The sequence below is a fragment of the Streptomyces sp. NPDC091280 genome (assembly GCF_044768565.1).
GTDB lineage: Bacteria > Actinomycetota > Actinomycetes > Streptomycetales > Streptomycetaceae > Streptomyces.
This window is the reverse complement of sequence record NZ_JBIVUZ010000027.1, coordinates 32898-51241: the sequence shown is the minus strand read 5'-3', so window position 1 is coordinate 51241 and position 18344 is coordinate 32898. Positions and strand designations below refer to the sequence as shown.

The window sequence follows — 18344 nt, the reverse complement described above, 5'->3', positions numbered from 1 at the left end:
CTTCGCCGAAGTCATCCGCCCACGACCAGCACGAGCACCCCGAACCCCACGCACACCAGACCCGTGACCAGCAACTTCACGATGCACACCGCTCACTGGTACTGACTGCGCCGTAGTGAGTTCCGTGTCAATGCCGCGGGCCCGGTGCCGCCAGCACCGGGCCCGCGTCTCCGTGCCCTCCCCGTTCCCACGCGACGGGCACAGACCTCCGCGCCGATCCCGTCCCCACGGCCGGGCGCGGACCTCCACATGGACCTGGCTCACATGTGGACCACCGGGGCGGCGTCCGGATCGTCGTTCGGGACACCCCGCCGGTAGAGCAGACCGCAGATGACGATTCCTGCGGCGAAGAAGGCGGCGGACCACCAGTAGGCGGTCGAGTACGACTCCAGGGTGGACTGGACCTGGACGGCCTTGCTGGTCGCGTCCTTGCCTTCCAGGTACGAGGCGGCGGCGCTGGCGGCGAGGGAGCTGAGCAGGGCGGTGCCGATGGAACCGCCGACCTGCTGAGTGGTGTTGAGGGTCGCCGAGCCGACACCCGAGTCGGCGGCGTCGATACCCGCGGTGGCGTTGGACATGGCCGGCGCCATGATCAGGCCCAAGCCGACACCGAAGACGATCAGCGCCGGCATGATGTGGCCGGCGTAACCGGAGGTGGCCTCCAGAGAGGTCAGCCAGACCAGACCTGCGGCGGCCAGTGCCATACCGATCGGCACGATGACCCTCGGGCCGACACGCCGGACCAGGACGTTGGAAATCATCGTGGCAGTGACGATGAGCGCGCCGATCATCGGCAGGAAGGCCAGCCCGGTCTTCACCGGCGAGTAGCCGAGGATTCCCTGCAGGTAGTACGTGAGGAAGAGGTTGACGCTGAACATGCCCGCCGCCGAGATGAACATCGCGATCAGCGATGCAGCACGGTTGCGGTCCGACAGGATCCGCAGGGGCAGAAGCGGCTGCGCCACACGCGTCTGCAGCCAGACGAACAGCGCGATCAGGACCGCGCCGACGGCCAGGAAGCCCCAGGTGCCCGCCGAACTCCAGCCGTGGGTCTCGGCGTTGCCGCATCCGTAGACCAGGGCGAACAGGCCGCCTGTCACGGTGACCGTGCCGGGCACGTCGATCTTCACGCTCCTGTCACGACGGTGACGCGGCAGCAGCACCGCACCACCGACGAGGGCGATGACGGCGAAGATAAGGTTGACGTACAGGCACCAGCGCCAGTTCAGATGTTCGGTCAGCAGGCCGCCGAGAAGCAGGCCGATGCCACCTCCCGCGCCCGCCACGGCGCTGAAGACGCCGAAGGCCTTGGCTCGTTCCTTGGCATCGGTGAACGTCGTCGTGAGCAGTGCCAGCGCCGTCGGCGCCAGCAGCGCGCCGAAGACGCCCTGCAGAGCCCGGCCCGCCACCAGCATCTCGAAGTTCGTAGCGGCGCCCGCCAGCGCGGACGCGGCGGCGAAGCCGGTGAGCCCGACGAGGAGGGTTGTCTTGCGTCCGACGAGGTCGGCGATGCGGCCGCCGAGCAGCAGCAGACCACCGAAGGCCAGTGAGTAGGCGGTCACCACCCACTGCCGGCTGTCATTGGAAAACCCCAGGTCCCGCTGGGCCGAGGGCAGGGCGATGTTCACGATCGTGGCGTCGAGGACCACCATCAGCTGGGCGATCGAGATCACCGCGAGGATGAGCCAGCGACGACGGTTCGGGGCCTCGGCCTGCGCCGCCTCGGGCGGGGCAGGCGGGTGGGTAACAGTGCTCATGCCGCTCTCCCTGTCGACAACATCAAGTGGAGATGTCTTCTCCACTTACACGCCCACCGTAACACATAACTGGAGACACTTTCTCCGGATAGTCGGTACAGTTGTGTCATGAGCCGCAACAGCACACCGGAGAAGAGCCCCGACGACATCCCCGCGCGCCCCCTGAGGGCGGACGCGGCACGCAACAGGGAGCGCATCATCGCCGCAGCTCAGGAGGTGTTCGCCGAACGCGGACTGAGTGTCACGCTTGACGACATCGCGCATCACGCGGGAGTCGGTGTCGGTACGGTCTACCGACGTTTCGCCGATCGGGAAGAACTGATCGAGGCGGTCTTCGAGGCCGACATTCAGCGCCTTGCGGCACTGGCGGAAGAGGCACTCGACGACGAACATCCCTGGGAGGGCTTCGTACGGTTCTACCTGAGCGTCGCCGAAGACATCGCCGGCAATCGGGGTCTGCGAGAGGTACTCCTGGAAGGCACGCACGGCAAGGAGCGGCTCCCCGCCGCGCGGTCCCGGCTCACTCCCGCGATCGGCGCCGTCATCGGACGTGCGCAGGGGGCAGGCGAGCTCCGCGACGACTTCGAGCCGACCGACTTCCCGTTCCTCCACCTCATGCTCGGGACGGTCAGCTCGCGCACCCGCGACGTGACCCCCGACCTGTGGAAGCGCTACCTCACGTTCATCCTGGACGGACTGCGCCCGCACAGGTCCGCCCCATCCACTCTGCCGCACCGTGCACTCACCCACGACGAGTTCGAAAGCGTCATGCTCTGACGAGTCGTTCAGGTTGCGGGCGCAGTCGAGGCGTGAACGTGGAGTGAGTTCACCGCGGACTGCGCCCCTCCAGTGCTCAACCGCGAGCGGATCAACGTCCTTTCGTAGCGCTTCCCCCCGGGCGTTCCGACGGCGAACCGGATGGGCCGGGACATGTCATGCCGGGAGCTCCGGCGGGCGCGATCACAGTCCTCATCGCGGTGGGAAGATCGGCGGCCGGCGGGCTGATGGCAAGGGTCATGGGTCTGATGGCGGACGCGGTTCAGCCGTGCAAGCGCGGCAAGCGCCAAAGCCCCCGGCGCGTTCTTCTGCCTGGCTACCGCGCTCGGCCCTCGACCGAGCGACCTCTTGGCCGACTCAGCTGGGGTGGCTGCCGGCGAGTCAGGCGGCCGACGTCGATGTGTGCCGCCGAGCAGGCGATTGGCGCTCATCACCGAAGGTCACGGGTCTCATGTCACGTTTACGCCAGGGCCAAGCATCTTTAACGGCGACAACACCGCGGTGCAGTACCTAAGAGCCAATGCCGCTGTTCCTGATGCACCGGCGCGGCCTCCGGCAGACCGGGTAGTGCTGGCATGCCGTACAGCTGGCCCTGACGCTGTCCATCGGGCAGGCGCTGGGCCTGGAAAGCGGGTACAGGGGGTGGGACGGCCGGTCACCCGGGCTGGACGAGCCGGGTTTCGTACGCGAAGACCACCGCCTGGACACGGTCCCGCAGTTCCAGCTTGAGCAGGATGCGGCTGACGTGCGTCTTGACCGTTGCCTCGGCGAGTTGGAGCATCTCGGCGATCTCCGAGTTGGACAGACCTCGGCCCACCTGGGTGAGGACCTCGCGTTCGCGGGCGGTGATGCGGTCCAGCCGCTCGTCCCCGCTCACGCTGCCGTCGGACCTGGTGGGGAGTTGGTGAGCGAAGTTCTCCAGCAGGAGCCGGGTGATGCGGGGGGCGACCACCGCGTCGCCGGCGGCCACACAGCGGATCGCGGCCAGGAGTTCCTCGGGCAGAGTGTTCTTCAGCAGGAAGCCGGAGGCTCCGGCGCGCAGTCCGGCGAAGGCGTACTCGTCGAGGTCGAAGGTGGTCAGGATCAGCACCCTCGCCTCGGGGCACTGCGTGACGATCCGCCCGGTCGCCTCGACGCCGTCCACGCCGGGCATCCGCACGTCCATCAGGACCACGTCGGGCCGCAGTTCACGGGTCAGGCGCACGGCCTCGGCGCCGTCGCCGGCCTCGCCGATGGCCGCCATGTCGGGCTGCGCCTCCAGCACCATGGAGAACGCCATCCGCAGCAGAGGCTCGTCGTCGACGAGGAGGACTCTGATCGTCATGCCTCACGCTTCGCTTGCGGACAGGGCCAGCACGGCCCGCACCTGCCAGCCGCCGTCAGGGCGCGGCCCCGCCTCGAACCCGCCGCCGTACACTGCTGCCCGCTCCCGCATCCCGTGCAGTCCCTGCCCGCTGGTTTGAGCCGGCAACTCCGCCACGGGGCCGTCGTCGGTGACCTGCACCGTGATGTTCTGCGCGGCACAGCACACCCGGACGTCGGCCCGGGTGCCCGGCGGGGTGTGCTTCAGGGTGTTCGTGAGCGCCTCCTGGACCAACCGGTAGACGGTCAGCTGCGCCGGGACCGGTACGGCCGCAGGGTCGCCCGAGACGTCGAGGCGGGTGGGCAGTCCAGCGGCGCGAACCTGGTCGGCGAGTGGCTCCAGCTGGGCGATGCCCGGCATCGGGTGGCGCAGCGCGTCGGGCTCGTCGGCGCGCAGTACGCCGAGGAAGCGCCGCATGTCGGTGATCGCCTGCCGACCGGTCGTCGACACCTGCCGCATCGCCGCGGTGGCCCGTTCCGGGTGGAGTTCCTGGGCGAAGACGGCGCCGTCGGCGAGCGCCACCATCACCGACAGGTTGTGCGTGACGATGTCGTGCATCTCCCGGGCGATACGGGAGCGTTCGCCGGCGACCGCCAACTGGGCCTGCTGGTCGTGTTCCCGCTCCAGGCGTACGGCCCGCTCCTCCAGGAAAGCGAACTGGGCGCGTCTGCTGTGCATGTTCATGCCGATCACGTACGCGGCCACCACCATCGCGGACAGCGCGACGAACGACTCGAAGACCCGCTCCTGCGACGACCACCGGGCCGAGGCGAGCAGCGCGCCGGTGGCCAGCACGCCGATGGCGAGCCAGGTGTGCCGCTTCGACGCGTACACGGCCACCGTGTACAGCGCGATCAACAGTGTCATGTCCGCCGGCGTGCGCAGGTCGAGACACCACTGGACGAAGGCGACCGTGGACATCGCCAGGAAGGCCAAGAGCGGTGCACGACGCCGCCACACGAGCGGCAGCACCAGCAGCGCGTTGAACAGCAGCAGGTGCCCCAGGAACGGATGCATGGCACGGTGCATCGCCCCCGTCAGCGCCACGAAGACGGCCGCCGCAAACAACGCGTCCACCATCTGCGGCGACAGCCGTGCGCTCAGGCGCAGCCGGGCGCGCCCGGCGTGGGCGCGCCACGACCGAGCCTGGTCACGCACGGCCCGCGACACGGCGTATGTCATCGACGTGCCCTGTGGCGGTCGGCCGCCATCAGGCGTCCCGCCGCTTGAGCGCCACCGCCGCTGCGGCCAGTGCCACCGCCGCATACAGGCTGAACAATGTGAAACCGGCCCATGGTGACAGCGTATTCGGATCGACGTGGACTTGGATGATGCCCTGTCCCGCCGTGCTCGGCAGGTACTTGTTGATCGCATCCTGCCAGGAGGACGGCAGCGCCTCGACGAGCACCGGAACCACCATCAGCACGCCGAACAGGGTGGCTATGCCACCCGCGGTGTTGCGGATCAGCGCGCCCAGCGCCACCCCGATCAGACCCACGCCCGTCAGATACAGACCGGCGCCGAGCACCGCGCGCAGCACCCCCGCCGCGCCGAGGGACGTCCCGAGATGGTGGCCCGACAGCGCCGCCTGCCCGATGAGGAAGGCGATCAGCGCGGCGATCGTCATCAGCACCCATGTCACGGCTCCGAACACCAGCGCCTTCGCCCACAGCACGGGCAGCCGGCGCGGCACCGCGGACAGCGAGGCGCGGATCATTCCGGTGGCGTACTCGCCGCTGACCACCAGGACGCCCAGGACCCCGACGGCGAGCTGGGCCAGCCAGAAGCCCCGCAGACTCGTCAACGTCGGATCGAAGCTCAGCCGATCGGCTGCCGACAGGTGGGACCAGTGGTTGCCGGTGAAGTAGCTGAACACGTAACCGAGGCCGATCATCGAGACCACTGCGGCCAGCAGCGTGAACAAGGTGGACCGCAGGGACCGCAGCTTGATCCACTCGGAGTGGATCACCTTCAGCTGCGTGAGCTCACCGCGCTCCGTCTCAGGAATCACCGTTGCCGTCACAGTCGTCATACCGCATGCCCTTCCGTTCCCGCGCCGACGCCCTGCGTCGGGGGTGCCTGATACTCCACGGCGTCCCGGGTCAGCTCCATGAACGCCTCCTCCAACGACGCCTGCTGCGGCGTCAGTTCGGCCAGCGCGATGCCCTCCTCTGCCGCGACCCGCCCGATCCACTCGCTGGTGATGCCGGTCACCAGCAGCACACCCGGTTCCTGGGAGGAGACGGTGATGTCGGGGCCCGCCAGCAGCTCGCGCAGCTTCTCCGCCTCGTTGGTGCGCACCCGCACCATGTCACCGGCGGCCTGGGCGGTGAACTCCGCGACCGACGTGTCCGCGATCAGCCGCCCGCGACCGATGACGATCAGATGCTCGGCGGTCAGTGCCATCTCCGACATGAGGTGCGAGGAGACCAGGACCGTACGCCCCTCGGCGGCCAGTCCCTTCAGCAGGTTGCGGATCCACAGGATGCCCTCGGGGTCCAGGCCGTTGACCGGCTCGTCGAGGATCACCGTGGCCGGGTCGCCGAGGAGTGCGCTGGCGATGCCGAGCCGCTGTCCCATGCCCAGCGAGAAGCCGCCGACACGCTTCTTCGCCACCTCGCGCAGTCCGACGAGGTCGATCACCTCGTCCACACGGGGCGCCGAGATCCCGTGCGTGGCAGCGAGCGCCAGCAGATGGTTGCGGGCACTGCGTCCGGTGTGGATAGCGCGGGCCTCCAGCATCGCCCCCACCTCGTGCAGCGGCGCCCGGTGGTCGGCGTAACTCTTGCCGTTGACCACAGCACGGCCCGAGGTGGGCGCGTCCAGGCCCAGCAGCATCCGCATCGTGGTGGACTTGCCGGCCCCGTTCGGTCCGAGGAAGCCGGTGACGGCGCCGGGCCGCACGGTGAAACTGAGATCTTGCACGGCGGTGCGCTCACCGTAGCGTTTGCTGAGGGAATGGGCCTCGATCATGGAGGGTCCTCGTCGGAACTAGAGAGAAGTTGTCGGTGGTGGGGGGCGTCCGTTCGCGATCGGACCTGCATCACCGTAAAACCCCGTCGCACCCGAATCGACAGACCGTGGAGCGACGTTCCCGGGTCCTTGCCTGCATCCACGGGCTGACCGACGTACGTCCGTCGATGTAAGTTTCACGGCCGCCGTCAGCCCGTGATCTCCTGCCCGCCGACACGAGCGGCGTGGGTGAGCCCGACCGAGCGTGGCGGTGAGGTCGATCGATCGCGTCCATCACCAGGAGCAGTACGTCGACCTGGGCACCGGCCCCTACCCCGCGAGGGAAGCCGTCGATCCGGCTCTGATCAACGGGCAGGGAGACCATGGCGGTCCTCCCGGGCGCCTCCTATTTAGAGGTGATGCGGCATCTGGTCGAGGGCCTGCGTGGTCAGGGGCTGCTGGGCGAGTGGCACATCCCGGCGAAGTCGTCGCTGTTGCGGGCCCGTCAGCGCCTGGGATCGGAGCCGCTGCGGGTGCTGTTTGCCACGACCGCGAAGCCGATGGGCACCAAGGCCACTCCAGGCTGTTTGTGGCGCGGGCTGCGGCTGCTGGCAGTGGACGGCACGCTGGGACGTTGCCAGCAGCATGGCCAGCGAGACCGCCTTCGGTCATCTGGGAAAAAGCCGCGGCCACGAGAAGCGAATGGCGGGTTAAGGACAACGGCAGGAGTTCACCTACAAAGCAGTGGTGCCCACGGGCAGCGAGGCGACACTGCGCCTCCCAGCCGCCTCCGCCGACGGTGTCCGCGAAGGACGCCTCCCGCTCGCACATGCGGAAGGCGCACACTTCCTTGAGCATGCGGACGGCGTGTCCGCCTACCGCCTGCGCTCCGGCAGATACAGCCTGACGAGCCCGCTGCACTGACAACCGTCCGTTCCAGCACAGCTGGTGAAACTCCTACACCTGGAGTATCACCACGTTTCGATCTCTTCATGGGAAAGCTGTATCGCTGTCGCATCACGAGAGTTCTGCGTCAGGAGACCGAGGCCGACAAGCTCGTGATGATCGGGAAAGGAGCTTCCGACCTGAGGCAGCCGCTGGAGGTACGCGCCGCGAGACCACCCTGCGTGCCGCAGCATGGCGTGCGGCTGGCGCCTGCAGGGTGTCACGGCTTCGCCTGTGCAAGGTCTGAATGGCATGCCGTCGCCAGCTGGCGCTCAGGTCTGCGCACGAGATGCTCGCCAGTACGACAGCATCGGCGGCATCGGACATCTTGGTGCGACCGAAAAGGAGATGGCGAAGCAGCAGACGCCATGGTCGTCAAGAGTTGCGGCGCCAGTGGCGCCAACCGCCTGGCAGGTTACCGGGAACCCCTTTGCGCCCGTCGCGGTCCGGGTCGCGGTTGGCGGCGCCGAGGAACATCAGGATCTTCGTGCCCTCGGGGATGAGGGTGCCGGCGAGGCGGGCATCGGTCGTGGCGGTGCGGAAGAAGGTCTGCACGGGCGGCTGCCAGCGGACCGCCTCGTCGAAAGCGACCCGCGCCAGCTCCGGCCGCTCACGTAGTCGCTGCCAATGCTCAGAGTGGGTGGCGAAGGCGGAGACGTCTGGTGTGGACCGTCCCGCCCCATTGCCGAGCTGGGCCTCCCGGAGATCGGGGACGGGATCCTGATGCTGGTGCAGCAGCGTCGCATTAGTGCATCCTCGATGTCGAGGGGCAGAGGGCTGCAGCTCCGCGACCGCCGATGACGCCACGCCCGCTCCCGACTGCATGCACAACCTTCCGGAGGCCGCGGTGCCGATCAGCCCAACGAACCCGAGCGGCAGCCCCATGTCCGGAACCACCCTGCGGCCGGAGATCGCCTCGTCCTGGCGCCGCTGCAGTATGAGCGGCCTCGGCCCCTCAAAACCCGACCTGCGGGTCGAGCCGGACCTGGTGGACCGGCGCAGTCGGCTCATGGCCTCCGCCGAGCCGGTCCTGGCCCAGCTCGGCGAGCAGCTGGCGGACGCATCCTTCTGCGTCGTGCTCGCCGACCGTGAAGCGCGCATCGTGGACGTGCCCGTCGGCGCGCGCAGCATGCGCAACCGGCTCGCGGAGTACGGTGCGGTGGCCGGTGGCGTCTTCATGGAGGAGACGACCGGTACCAACTCCATCGCTACTGTCTACGAGCTGAGGCGGGGCCTCGCCGTGCATGCCGAGGAGCACTACCTGGAGTCGTTCAAGCAGTTCAGCTGCTACGGACACCCGATCACTCATCCGGTGACGCGCCGGCTGGAAGGGGTCCTCGACATCTCCTGTCTGTCCAAGGACGCCTCCCCGCTCCTGCGGCCCTTCCTCGCCCGGGCCGCGCACGACATCGAGGAACAGCTGTTGCGGACAGCCCGCCATGCCGAACAACGGATGCTCGCCGCCTTTCAGGCGGCCACGGCCGGCCGGAATCATCCGGTGCTCGTCCTCGGCGAGAGTGTCGTGCTGGCCAATCCCGCGGCCATGGAACTGGTCGAACCCGTCGACCATCACCGGCTGCGTGAGCTGGCGGCAGATCGGGCGGAGCCCGATGGTCCTGTCCACGAGCCGGCCTCGGTCGAGCTCTCCTCCGGCCGGACGGTGGCAGTGCGGGTGAGCGCCCTCATGCCCGGTACCGACGGTGTCCTGTTCGAGTTCCAAGACCCACAGGACGCGGCATGCCCTGTCGTCGGCCGTGGCCGTGCGCGGGTTCGCCGCTCACGGCCAGTGTCCTCGACTCCACCGCTGCCCGGCACAGCGGTCTACGTCGGAGGCCAGCCAGGCACCGGGCGTACGACGGCGGCGAGAGCGCTGACCGTGACCCGCGACGGAAGCCCGGGCCGGATCGCCGTACTCGACTCCACCGAGACCGCCGCCGTGGGTGAGGCCGCATGGTTGGGTTCATTGGAGGCAGCCGTGGCGGACACGCCCGATCTTCTGCTGGTGGAGGATGTCCACCTGCTGCCGGAGCCGTGTGCCGTCCGGCTGCGCCGAGTCATGGAACGAGCGGATGTGTGGGTCGTCCTGACCGGCCCACCGCTCGCCGACCTGACCGGCTACGCGCTCGTCCTCGCTGCCGACTGCCCCGCTCACATCGGCCTGCCCGCGCTTCGGGACCGCATCGACGATCTGCCCGAGCTGGTGCGGGCCATGCTGGAAGACCGGGGTGCCGGAGACCGGGTGCGTTTCACCCCGGCGGCTCTCGCGACCCTGTCCGGACACAGCTGGCCGGGCAACTTGCGCGAGCTGAACACGGTCGTCCGTACGGCGGTGGCACGCCGCTCGGCGGGCGACATCGCCCCGGGCGACCTGCCCGCGGGCTACCAGGTCAGTCCCCGGCTACGGCGGATGACGCCGCTGGAGCGCGCCGAGCACAACGTCATCACCGCGGCCCTGCGCGAGCACGACGGGAACAAACTGCGAGCCGCTCAACAGCTTGGCATCAGCCGGACGACGCTCTACAGCCGGATGCGAGCGCTGGGGATCGGTGTCTGACCCTGCCTCCGCAGTGTCCAGAATCTGAACAGTTCGCGGCCCCTCCACGGCCCTACATTGCCGGTCACGGAACGACCGGCAAAGGAGCCGCACCATGCGCATCACCGCGGCATTGGCGGAGGCGAAACATGCCCCGCCCACTCCGGCCTCCCTCAAACCAGGCGATCCGCGACCAGGCGAGGTCGTGGTGAGGACGGTGAGCCCGGGAGTCTGCCGCACCGGCCTGATCGTCCCTGACCAGTCGCACCCTCTGCCACTGCCCCGCTGCGCGCGGTCCCGAGCGCACGGGTGCCGTCGGTCCACCGCGAGGCAGTGACGTCCAAGGTGTGTTCCCCGGGCAGTCGTAGCTCACCACGTACGCCCCGCCTGGCCGGCGCCACGTGGTGAAGGCGCCCCCTGGAACTGATCTGCAGGACTGCACGCGCTACGGCAACTCCGCAAAGAACACCACCCTCAAGCCCGTACTGCCCTCCCCTGAGCCGCGAACACGTTGCCAGACCGTGTCGACCAAGGAGCCGCAACATGAACCTGCGTTACGACACCCTCTACATCGGAGGCGAATGGGTCCGTCCCGCCACGGACCGTACGATCAACCCCGTCAACGCCAGCACGGAGGAGCCGCTTGGCCACGTGCCCGAGGCCACCGAGGCCGACATCGACCGCGCGGTCGCAGCCGCGCGATCCGCCTTCGACGACCCGTCAGGCTGGGCGAGTTGGGAACCCGCGCGGTGCGCCGAGACGATGGACCGCCTCGCCGACGCCATGGAGCGGCGTGCCGACGGCTTCGCGGAGCGCGTCAGCGCCCAGAACGGCATGCCCGTCTCGGTCTCCCGGCAATTGGAGGCCGGTTTTCCCGTCATGGTCCTGCGCTATTACGCGCAGCTGGCGCGCGAGGCCGTCTTCGACGAGACCAGGGAGGGGCTGTTCGGCGGGCCGGTCCAGGTCCGCAGGGTGCCGGTGGGCGTCGTCGCGGCGATAGCGCCCTGGAACTTCCCTCAGACGCTGGCCATGTTCAAGATCGCGCCTGCGATGGCGGCCGGCTGCACCATGGTCCTCAAGCCGTCCCCGGAGACGGTCCTGGACGCCTACCTGCTGGCCGAGGCGTTCGAGGAGGCCGGAGTCCCGGCGGGCGTGATCAACATCGTGCCGGCCGGACGCGAGGCTGGCGCCTACCTCGTCTCCCACCCGGCCGTCGACAAGGTCGCCTTCACCGGCTCCACGCCGGCCGGCCGGGCCATCAGCGAGGTCTGCGGACGCCTGCTGCGCCCGGTCACTCTGGAACTCGGCGGCAAGTCCGCGGCCGTCGTCCTGGACGATGCCGACCTCGACCTCGGGAAGATCGGCGAGGGACTGTTCACCGCCACCCTCCTCAACAACGGCCAGACCTGCTTCCTCGGCACCCGGGTCCTCGCCCCGCGCAGCCGCTACGCCGAAGTCGTCGACGCCTTCACCGCCTTCGCCTCCTCCCTGACCATTGGAGACGCGAACGACCCCGCCACCCAGATCGGCCCGATGGCCACCGCCGGCCACCGCGAGCGCGTGGAGTCGTACATCGCCAAGGGACGCGCCGAAGGCGCCCGCCTGACCACCGGTGGCGGCCGCCCGGAGGGCCTGGACAAGGGCTGGTTCGTGCAGCCGACCGTCTTCGCGGACGTCGACAACAGCGCGGTGATCGCCCAGGAGGAGATCTTCGGGCCGGTGCTGTCCCTCATCCCGTACGAAGACGAGGACGACGCCGTCCGCATCGCCAACGATTCCGACCTCGGGCTCGGCGGCACGGTGTGGACCTCCGACCCCGAGCGCGGAGCGGCCATCGCCCACCGCGTCCGAACCGGAACCATCGGCGTCAACCGCTACATCCCCGACCCGGTCGCCCCCTTCGGCGGTGTCAAGGCCAGCGGAATCGGCCGCGAACTGGGACCGGAAGGCCTGACCGCCTACCAGCAGTTCCAGACCGTCTACCGGTGAGTGACGGGGCCCCGGCCCCGGGCGGGCATCTCGCGCGCCCGACCGGGGCAGCGCCCCGGTCGGACCTCGGTCGCCGAGTCGAGTCGTGGCCATCGTGCCGAGGGGCTGGGGTGCAATACCCGGTTGCCGATGACCGACGGCGCCGCGGGACCTCGAAGCGATGACGAGTTCGAAGGCGCCATGCTCCGAGCGGGAGGTCAGGAACCGCTTGTGTCGCCAAGTGGATTCTGCGACCGGTTGCTTTCGGCTGGCTCCGCACCATGCATGGCTCTTCGTAAATCGCCGGGCACGATCCTGAGGCGCCCGTTCAACCGCTTCCGGCGCCAAGATTCCGCTGGTTTGTTGATGCGGCAGAAATTCCCGGACAGAGGGCGTGAGAACACGAGAATGGGCGGCACGATGGTCGGCTCCGAGCGGCAGCGCCGCGGAAACACCCGCCAGCGCATCCAGGACCTGGCGCTCGAACTCTTCGCCGAGCAGGGCTACGCGAAGACCTCGCTACGCGAGATCGCCGAGCGCCTGGATGTCACGAAGGCGGCGCTGTACTACCACTTCAAGACGAAGGAAGAGATCCTCGTCAGCGTTTTCGAGGACCTGATCCAGCCGATCGAGGAACTGATCGAGTGGGGCAGGGGGCGGCCGCACACCCTGGAGACGAAGCGGGAGATCATCCGCCGCTATAGCGAGGCGCTGACCGAGATCCGCCCGCTCGTCCGCTTCATGCAGGAAAACCAGGCGACGGTCAAGGAACTGCGCAGCGCCGAGCAGTTCCGCAACTGCATACTGAGCATGCGTGACATCCTCATCGACCCGGACACCGCTCTCGTCGACCAGATCCGTTGCGTCAGCGCGGCCTTCACCCTGCACATCAGTTTGAACGCCCTCAATGACCTCCCGGGCACCGACGAGGACAAGCGCAAGGCCGCCCTGGAGGTCGCGACCGCCCTGGTCACCCAGGCGCACCGGGGAATGCAAGCGTCCTAGGGATCATGTGAAACCTTGATCAAGATCGCAAGGCGATCTTGATGTGGCCGATGGGGATCTGACGGACGAACGGGCAGTAGGGCGACTGGAGCCGCTGTTGCCGCCGATACCGAAGAAGACGGGCGGCCACTCCGAGGGACCGGCGGCAGGTGTTCAACGCGACCTGGCGGCGGGCCCCTGCCGGGTGGACCACCGTCGCCGTGCCGCTGTTCATGCTGTGGGCCACCACGATGCTCGCCGTACAGGACTGGCTGTGACGCCGTTCAGCGGCCCCTCGATATTGGCCACTTGGCCCCGGCTGGTTGCAGATCACCGGGTGACGTTCCGCGGCGGCCCCACTGCCGTCCACCTGCGGGTACGACCACGAGGTAGGGCCACAGCAGACCGTCATCGAACGTCTGTCGGCGCCAGCGATGGCTAATTCGGCGGGGCCGATTACCGACGTCGAAGCCAGTACAGGACACCATACCGACGGCATGTCACCTGGTTCGGCTTCCTCGCGAGGGTGGGAGCCGTGGGCATGACGCTGCCGTGCCCAGGCCTGCCGTAGGTGCCCTCTCCGTTGACACACCGCGATGACGCCTGATGATGGCCGGGCGAGGACACAGATGGGTGAATCGATCCTGTCACGGGTCGTGCGGATCTTCGAGGCGTTCACGCCGGAGGAACCGGCCCTGACCGTCTCCGAGATGTCCCGGCGCCGGGGCTGCACGTGGCCATCACGTCGCGGCTGGTGGCCGAGGGGATGGCCAGCTCGGTGAACCATCGCTCGACGCCGCCTCTGTCACCCGGCGACACACCGTGCGCGGGGAGATGCGGTTGCCGCCCGCCACGGTGTCGCCAGGCCGCTGGTCATAGCGGAGGATGGCGAGGACGATCATGGCGATTCTCCTGGCGGCAGCTTGCGCCGTTGGGGCCTACAACGGCCACCCGGTGTACGCCTCGGCGAGGTAGGTGCGGCCGGCTCGCGACTCGACGACCGAACGCAGCTCGCCGATCTGACGCAGGCGATCGAAGTCGCTCGCGCCGGGCTCCAGGTGGAGCATGTTCGTCATCCACCAGGAGAAGTGCTGCGCCTTCCAGACGCGGTGCCGCGCGGTCTCGGGGAAGGCGTCCAGCAGGGTTTCGTCCTGGTCCAGGAGCAGCGCGCGCAGCGCCTCGGTGAGCAGGATGACGTCGGCGACGGCGAGGTTCATGCCCTTGGCGCCTGTGGGCGGCACGGTGTGCGCGGCGTCACCAACGAGGACGACGCGGCCGCGGCGCATCTCGTGCGCGACGAAGCTGCGGAAGCGCAGCACGTCCCGCTGGAAGATGCGGCCCTCGTTGAGGGTGGTGCCGGGGACGCGTGACTGGAGGATCTCCCACAGCTGTTCCTCCGTGTACACCTCGGTGTCGGTGTCCGGGTCGCACTGGAAGTACATGCGCTGCACCTCGGGGCTGCGCTGGCTGATGAGCGCGAACCCGTTCGGCGAGTTGCTGTAGATGAGTTCCTCCGAACTGGGCGGAGCCTCGCAGAGGATGCCGAACCAGGCGAACGGGTACTCCCGGAAGTAGCCGCCGTACGTACCCGTGACGGCCTCGCGGGCGACGCTGCGCGACCCGTCCGCGCCCACCACGACATCGGCCTCGATCTCGACCGTGCGGCCCTCCGCGTCCTTGGCGATGACGCGCGGACGACTCGTCGTGGCGTCCTCCACGCGCACGGCGGTCGTGCCGAAGCGCAGGTCCTGCCCGGCGCCGAGCCGAGCGGCGATGAGGTCCTTCAGCACCTCATGCTGCGGATACAGCCACACGGCCCGGCCGACGGTGTCGGTGAAGTCGATCCGGTGGCCTTCGCCGGCGACGCGCAGCTCTATGCCCTCGTGCTTCTGCCCGACCGTCAGGACACGGTCCGACACCCCCGTCTCGGCGAGGATCTCCACGGTGCCCTGTTCGAGGATGCCGGCCCGGATGGTGCTCTCGATCTGCTCGCGGGTGCGCGAGTCGATGACGATCGATTCGACGCCACAACGGCCCAGCAGATGGGACAGCAGCAGGCCTGCGGGGCCTGCGCCGATGATGGCGACGCGGGTGCGTGCGGACATGTCCTCCCCTTCGTGGCTCGGAGACGACGCGAGTGCGCCGAGACAGGAGGAGTCTGGCCGCGGGAAGGCTCGCCGCCCACGTCGATTGCCATTGAACGGGAAGCCGACTCGCACGGGTCCTGCGGAGCAGGTACCGGGCCTCCCGGTGCGCTACGGGCCCTCTGCACCGAACGCGTCGGTGATGCCCGCCGCTGCGGCGCGGAGCTCCTCGATGGCGGGACGGGTCGGGGCCGTGCGGGGCAGTACGACCGACAGTGCCGCGATCACCCTTCCGTGCTGCTCGCGTATCGGCACGGCGATGCCCGTCGACACGGCCTCGACCGACCCGGGGGCTACGACGACGCCATCGCGGCGAATGCCGGCCAGGACCCGGCGCAGCTGCGCGGGGTCGGTGACCGTCTCGGCCGACACCGCTTCGAGTGGCCCGGCGAGTAGGCGTTCCCGCAGTTCTTCGGGGCCGTAGGCGAGCAGGACGAGTCCCGACGACGAGGCGTGCAGCGGCAGCCGGCCGGCGATTCGGGTGATGTTCGCACCCGCCCTCGGGTGCGAGAGGCGCTCGAGGAAGAGCGTTTCATCGTCCTCGAGCACCGCGAGTTGGGTGTGCTCCCGGATGCGGGCCTGCACGTGTTCCATGAACGGCAGTGCCGCCTGTCGCAGGCGCAGTGCGCGTGAGCCGCGCAGAGCCAGCTCCCACAGCCGTATGCCCAGGCGGACCCGCTGGTCCTCGTCCCGCTCGAGCAGCCCGCACTCCACGAGATCGGCCACCATGCGGTGCGCGGTGGTCGACGGCAGACGCGCACGCCGCCCGATCTCCGCTGCCGTCTGAAACGTGCGGTCCGTATCGAAGGTTTCGAGGACGCGTACGATCCGCTCGGTGACCGTCTCACCGAATGGTGAGTTCGCCATTGTCGGCCTGCTCTCCCGTTCTCCGTTGAGGGGCTTGTGAAGTCGTCTTTCTCGCAGGTTCTCACGGCGGAGCCGACTAGGGTGCCGGGGAGAAGGGCATGGGTGGGGACGTCACGGCTGACGAGGTGCATCGCTGAGCGACCGGACCTGCTCGCGCCGCTGGAGCGCAAGAGCGGCATGCGGCGCCTACTGCGCCAGGCCGGAGGACCCGACGATGGCACGTATCGGTGGATCCCCTGCGCGGCGACGACGCCTGCAAGCAGGCCCGCCGCCTGGTCGAGGAGTACGGTGTCCGCGGATTCAAGTTCCACCCCGGACTCCCGGGCGGTTTGGACGGCGGCCGCCCAGCCGTCCGCGCGCCGCGCCTTCCGCGGGAGCGACCGCTGAACTAGCCCTCGTAGCCCATGCCCTGCGCCGACGAGAACCGTTCATGGCCGGCCAGAGCCGCTCGGACGTGCTCGTGGCGCGGCGAGACCAGGCATCTCGGGCCGCCAGCCGTACCCGCCGGACCGGCATTCCGCAACGCGCGCAGCGCGAGGTGGGGGTTCTGGCAGGACGTCGTCGGCGAGCAGATCGACGTCGGAGGCGGGCAGGAGAGCAGTCGTCTGCTTCAACAACTCTCCCTGGTGGCGGGGAAGCACGGGATGACATACGTTCCGAAGTCGCGTTACACCCCTTCGCCGAGCTGCGTCTCCGGCTGTCGGCGGCCGAGCAGCAGCCCGCCGGCCGTCAGGGCGGAGGCGAGGCCGAGGAGGCCGACGGCCTTGGCCATGCTGCCGGTGGCCGACTCCAGGGCGATCGTGACAAGCGGGCAGACGAACTCGCCCGCGAAGAAGGCCGCGGTCCACAGTCCCGTGCCGCGGCCTCGGTCGGCGTAGTCCAGCCGGGCCATCGCGATGGTCAGCAGCGAGGGCAGCAGCATGCCGGTGCCGAGGCAGTTGAGCACCGCCCCGGCGATCACCACCACCGGGCTGCTCGCCAGGCCGATCACCAGGAGCCCGGCCGCGCACAGGGCGAAGATCAGGGGCAGCCTGCCAGCAGGGTTGCCCGCCAGTTTGGTGAAGATGATGGACCCCACCACGGTGGCGGCGCTGGCGATCGCGGTGGCCGGGCCGATGATGCCAGTGGACGTCACGCCCAGGTCGTCGAGCAGGTAGGACATCTCGACGGGCACGGTGTAGAAGACCATCGCGCCGAACACCGTGAGCGTGCAGATGCCCGCCAGCCGCCGCACGGGGAAAGGCTTCTTCTCGCCCCCGGGCCTGTCGGGCACCGCGGCGCCCGCCGGGCGGGGCTTGGACAGGGTGATCGCCATGAAGGGGGCCAGCAGGAGACCCACGGCGTAGATCCAGAAGGGCGCACGCCAGCCCGCCGAGCCTACGGCGCCGCCGATCACGAAGAACGCGGTGGCGGAGACGGAGGCGCACATGGTCTGCAGGGCCAGATAGCGGTCGCGCACCCGGCCCGTGTAGTAGTCGCCGATCAACGTGGTGCAGCAGATCATGATGGCGGCTTCGGTGATGCCGACCAGCGCCCGGCTGACCAGGATGGCGCCCAGTGAGTCCAGCCACAGCGGGGCGGTACCCAGCAGCGCGTACAGCGCCGTGGCCACGACCAGCAGGCGGACCCGGCCGAGGCGGTCCACGATGACGCCTGCGAAGGGGGCCAGCAGCGCGAGCGCGAGCGCGGGGATGGTCAGGACGACGGGGACGAGGGACTTCGCACCGGGCACGGAAGCGAAGTGGTCCTGCATCTTCGGCAGGACCGGCGCGAGCAGGACGGCTCCGAGCACCGGCAGACAGCTCCCCGCCATCAGGAGCACGGCGCGCAGCGGGCCCGCGTTCTCGGTGCTCGGTCGGATGTCGTCGGTGGGCGCGGGCAGGGAAACGGGTCTGGACATGCCGAACTCCACGTGTGGTGGCAGGGTAGGGTGCCGCCTCGCGGGGGGGGGGGGCCCCCCCCCCCCGGGGCCCCCCCCCCCGGGGGGGGGGCCCCCCCCCCCCCCCCCCCGGGAAACCCCCCCCAAATTGACCCACAGCGGGGGGGGCCCAAAC

Annotated in this window: 14 protein-coding genes and 1 pseudogene; 6 read left to right on the top strand and 9 right to left on the bottom strand. The window is 69.2% G+C overall.

The window, feature by feature from the left end; genetic code table 11:
- Positions 1-260 precede the first annotated feature (260 nt).
- Positions 261-1757, bottom strand: a complete 1497-nt coding sequence (locus tag ACIQPR_RS47895; RefSeq protein WP_403663728.1) for an MFS transporter — start codon at positions 1755-1757, stop codon at positions 261-263.
- Between the two features lie 108 nt (positions 1758-1865).
- Between ACIQPR_RS47895 and ACIQPR_RS47890 the strand changes: the two genes are divergently transcribed.
- The gene (locus ACIQPR_RS47890; protein WP_403663719.1) at positions 1866-2534 is read left to right on the top strand and encodes a TetR/AcrR family transcriptional regulator; all 669 of its coding nucleotides are present in this window, start codon (positions 1866-1868) and stop codon (positions 2532-2534) included.
- Positions 2535-3189: 655 nt separating this feature from the next.
- On the opposite strand, the gene ACIQPR_RS47885 is transcribed toward ACIQPR_RS47890, so the two are convergent.
- Genes ACIQPR_RS47885 through ACIQPR_RS47870 form a run of 4 tightly spaced genes read right to left on the bottom strand, consistent with a single transcriptional unit; the run spans position 3190 to position 6870 of the window.
- Positions 3190-3858 (bottom strand): response regulator, encoded by a 669-nt coding sequence (locus ACIQPR_RS47885; protein ID WP_403663716.1) that lies wholly within the window; start codon positions 3856-3858, stop codon positions 3190-3192.
- Positions 3859-3861: 3 nt separating this feature from the next.
- Positions 3862-5079: a sensor histidine kinase gene (locus ACIQPR_RS47880; protein ID WP_403663713.1), complete on the bottom strand. Its 1218-nt coding sequence runs from the start codon at positions 5077-5079 to the stop codon at positions 3862-3864.
- A gap of 28 nt (positions 5080-5107) precedes the next feature.
- On the bottom strand, positions 5108-5929 hold the full coding sequence (locus ACIQPR_RS47875) for an ABC transporter permease subunit (protein WP_403663710.1): 822 nt from the start codon (positions 5927-5929) through the stop codon (positions 5108-5110).
- Positions 5926-6870 carry an ABC transporter ATP-binding protein gene (locus ACIQPR_RS47870; protein ID WP_403663707.1) on the bottom strand — a complete coding sequence of 315 codons (945 nt, stop codon included), beginning with the start codon at positions 6868-6870 and terminating at the stop codon, positions 5926-5928. The genes ACIQPR_RS47875 and ACIQPR_RS47870 overlap by 4 nt, the downstream gene beginning before the upstream one ends.
- Positions 6871-7232: 362 nt before the next feature.
- Here ACIQPR_RS47870 and ACIQPR_RS47865 point away from each other — a divergent pair, with 362 nt between their 5' ends.
- The gene (locus tag ACIQPR_RS47865; RefSeq protein WP_403663704.1) at positions 7233-7703 is read left to right on the top strand and encodes a transposase domain-containing protein; all 471 of its coding nucleotides are present in this window, start codon (positions 7233-7235) and stop codon (positions 7701-7703) included.
- Between the two features lie 466 nt (positions 7704-8169).
- Here the strand turns inward: ACIQPR_RS47865 and ACIQPR_RS47860 are convergent, their stop codons facing one another.
- The gene (locus tag ACIQPR_RS47860) at positions 8170-8679 is read right to left on the bottom strand and encodes a cytochrome P450 (RefSeq protein WP_403663701.1); all 510 of its coding nucleotides are present in this window, start codon (positions 8677-8679) and stop codon (positions 8170-8172) included.
- Here ACIQPR_RS47860 and ACIQPR_RS47855 point away from each other — a divergent pair.
- From ACIQPR_RS47855 to ACIQPR_RS47845, 3 genes are all read left to right on the top strand, one after another.
- Positions 8678-10348: a sigma-54-dependent Fis family transcriptional regulator gene (locus tag ACIQPR_RS47855; protein ID WP_403663698.1), complete on the top strand. Its 1671-nt coding sequence runs from the start codon at positions 8678-8680 to the stop codon at positions 10346-10348. The genes ACIQPR_RS47860 and ACIQPR_RS47855 overlap by 2 nt on opposite strands.
- Before the next feature lie 522 nt (positions 10349-10870).
- Entirely contained in the window at positions 10871-12316 is a 1446-nt protein-coding gene (locus ACIQPR_RS47850; protein ID WP_403663695.1) for an aldehyde dehydrogenase, read from the top strand.
- 387 nt (positions 12317-12703) lie between these two features.
- Positions 12704-13300 (top strand): TetR/AcrR family transcriptional regulator, encoded by a 597-nt coding sequence (locus ACIQPR_RS47845; protein WP_403663725.1) that lies wholly within the window; start codon positions 12704-12706, stop codon positions 13298-13300.
- A 917-nt stretch (positions 13301-14217) separates the two neighbouring features.
- On the opposite strand, the gene ACIQPR_RS47840 is transcribed toward ACIQPR_RS47845, so the two are convergent.
- Positions 14218-15384, bottom strand: a complete 1167-nt coding sequence (locus ACIQPR_RS47840) for a 4-hydroxybenzoate 3-monooxygenase (RefSeq protein ID WP_403663692.1) — start codon at positions 15382-15384, stop codon at positions 14218-14220.
- A gap of 150 nt (positions 15385-15534) precedes the next feature.
- The gene (locus ACIQPR_RS47835) at positions 15535-16290 is read right to left on the bottom strand and encodes an IclR family transcriptional regulator (RefSeq protein WP_403663688.1); all 756 of its coding nucleotides are present in this window, start codon (positions 16288-16290) and stop codon (positions 15535-15537) included.
- A gap of 224 nt (positions 16291-16514) precedes the next feature.
- Here ACIQPR_RS47835 and ACIQPR_RS47830 point away from each other — a divergent pair.
- Positions 16515-16616: pseudogene (locus ACIQPR_RS47830) on the top strand (4-hydroxyphenyl-beta-ketoacyl-CoA hydrolase); the annotation flags it as partial.
- 341 nt (positions 16617-16957) lie between these two features.
- Here ACIQPR_RS47830 and ACIQPR_RS47825 read toward each other — a convergent pair.
- Entirely contained in the window at positions 16958-18190 is a 1233-nt protein-coding gene (locus tag ACIQPR_RS47825) for an MFS transporter (protein ID WP_403663685.1), read from the bottom strand.
- Positions 18191-18344: the final 154 nt, after the last annotated feature.

Coding starts and splice junctions, on each gene's coding strand:
- ACIQPR_RS47895 (WP_403663728.1), bottom strand. CDS start 1,757: ATGAGCACTGTTACCCACCCGCCTGCCCCGCCCGAGGCGGCGCAGGCC.
- ACIQPR_RS47890 (WP_403663719.1), top strand. CDS start 1,866: ATGAGCCGCAACAGCACACCGGAGAAGAGCCCCGACGACATCCCCGCG.
- ACIQPR_RS47885 (WP_403663716.1), bottom strand. CDS start 3,858: ATGACGATCAGAGTCCTCCTCGTCGACGACGAGCCTCTGCTGCGGATG.
- ACIQPR_RS47880 (WP_403663713.1), bottom strand. CDS start 5,079: ATGACATACGCCGTGTCGCGGGCCGTGCGTGACCAGGCTCGGTCGTGG.
- ACIQPR_RS47875 (WP_403663710.1), bottom strand. CDS start 5,929: ATGACGACTGTGACGGCAACGGTGATTCCTGAGACGGAGCGCGGTGAG.
- ACIQPR_RS47870 (WP_403663707.1), bottom strand. CDS start 6,870: ATGATCGAGGCCCATTCCCTCAGCAAACGCTACGGTGAGCGCACCGCC.
- ACIQPR_RS47865 (WP_403663704.1), top strand. CDS start 7,233: ATGGCGGTCCTCCCGGGCGCCTCCTATTTAGAGGTGATGCGGCATCTG.
- ACIQPR_RS47855 (WP_403663698.1), top strand. CDS start 8,678: ATGTCCGGAACCACCCTGCGGCCGGAGATCGCCTCGTCCTGGCGCCGC.
- ACIQPR_RS47860 (WP_403663701.1), bottom strand. CDS start 8,679: ATGGGGCTGCCGCTCGGGTTCGTTGGGCTGATCGGCACCGCGGCCTCC.
- ACIQPR_RS47850 (WP_403663695.1), top strand. CDS start 10,871: ATGAACCTGCGTTACGACACCCTCTACATCGGAGGCGAATGGGTCCGT.
- ACIQPR_RS47845 (WP_403663725.1), top strand. CDS start 12,704: ATGGGCGGCACGATGGTCGGCTCCGAGCGGCAGCGCCGCGGAAACACC.
- ACIQPR_RS47840 (WP_403663692.1), bottom strand. CDS start 15,384: ATGTCCGCACGCACCCGCGTCGCCATCATCGGCGCAGGCCCCGCAGGC.
- ACIQPR_RS47835 (WP_403663688.1), bottom strand. CDS start 16,290: ATGGCGAACTCACCATTCGGTGAGACGGTCACCGAGCGGATCGTACGC.
- ACIQPR_RS47825 (WP_403663685.1), bottom strand. CDS start 18,190: ATGTCCAGACCCGTTTCCCTGCCCGCGCCCACCGACGACATCCGACCG.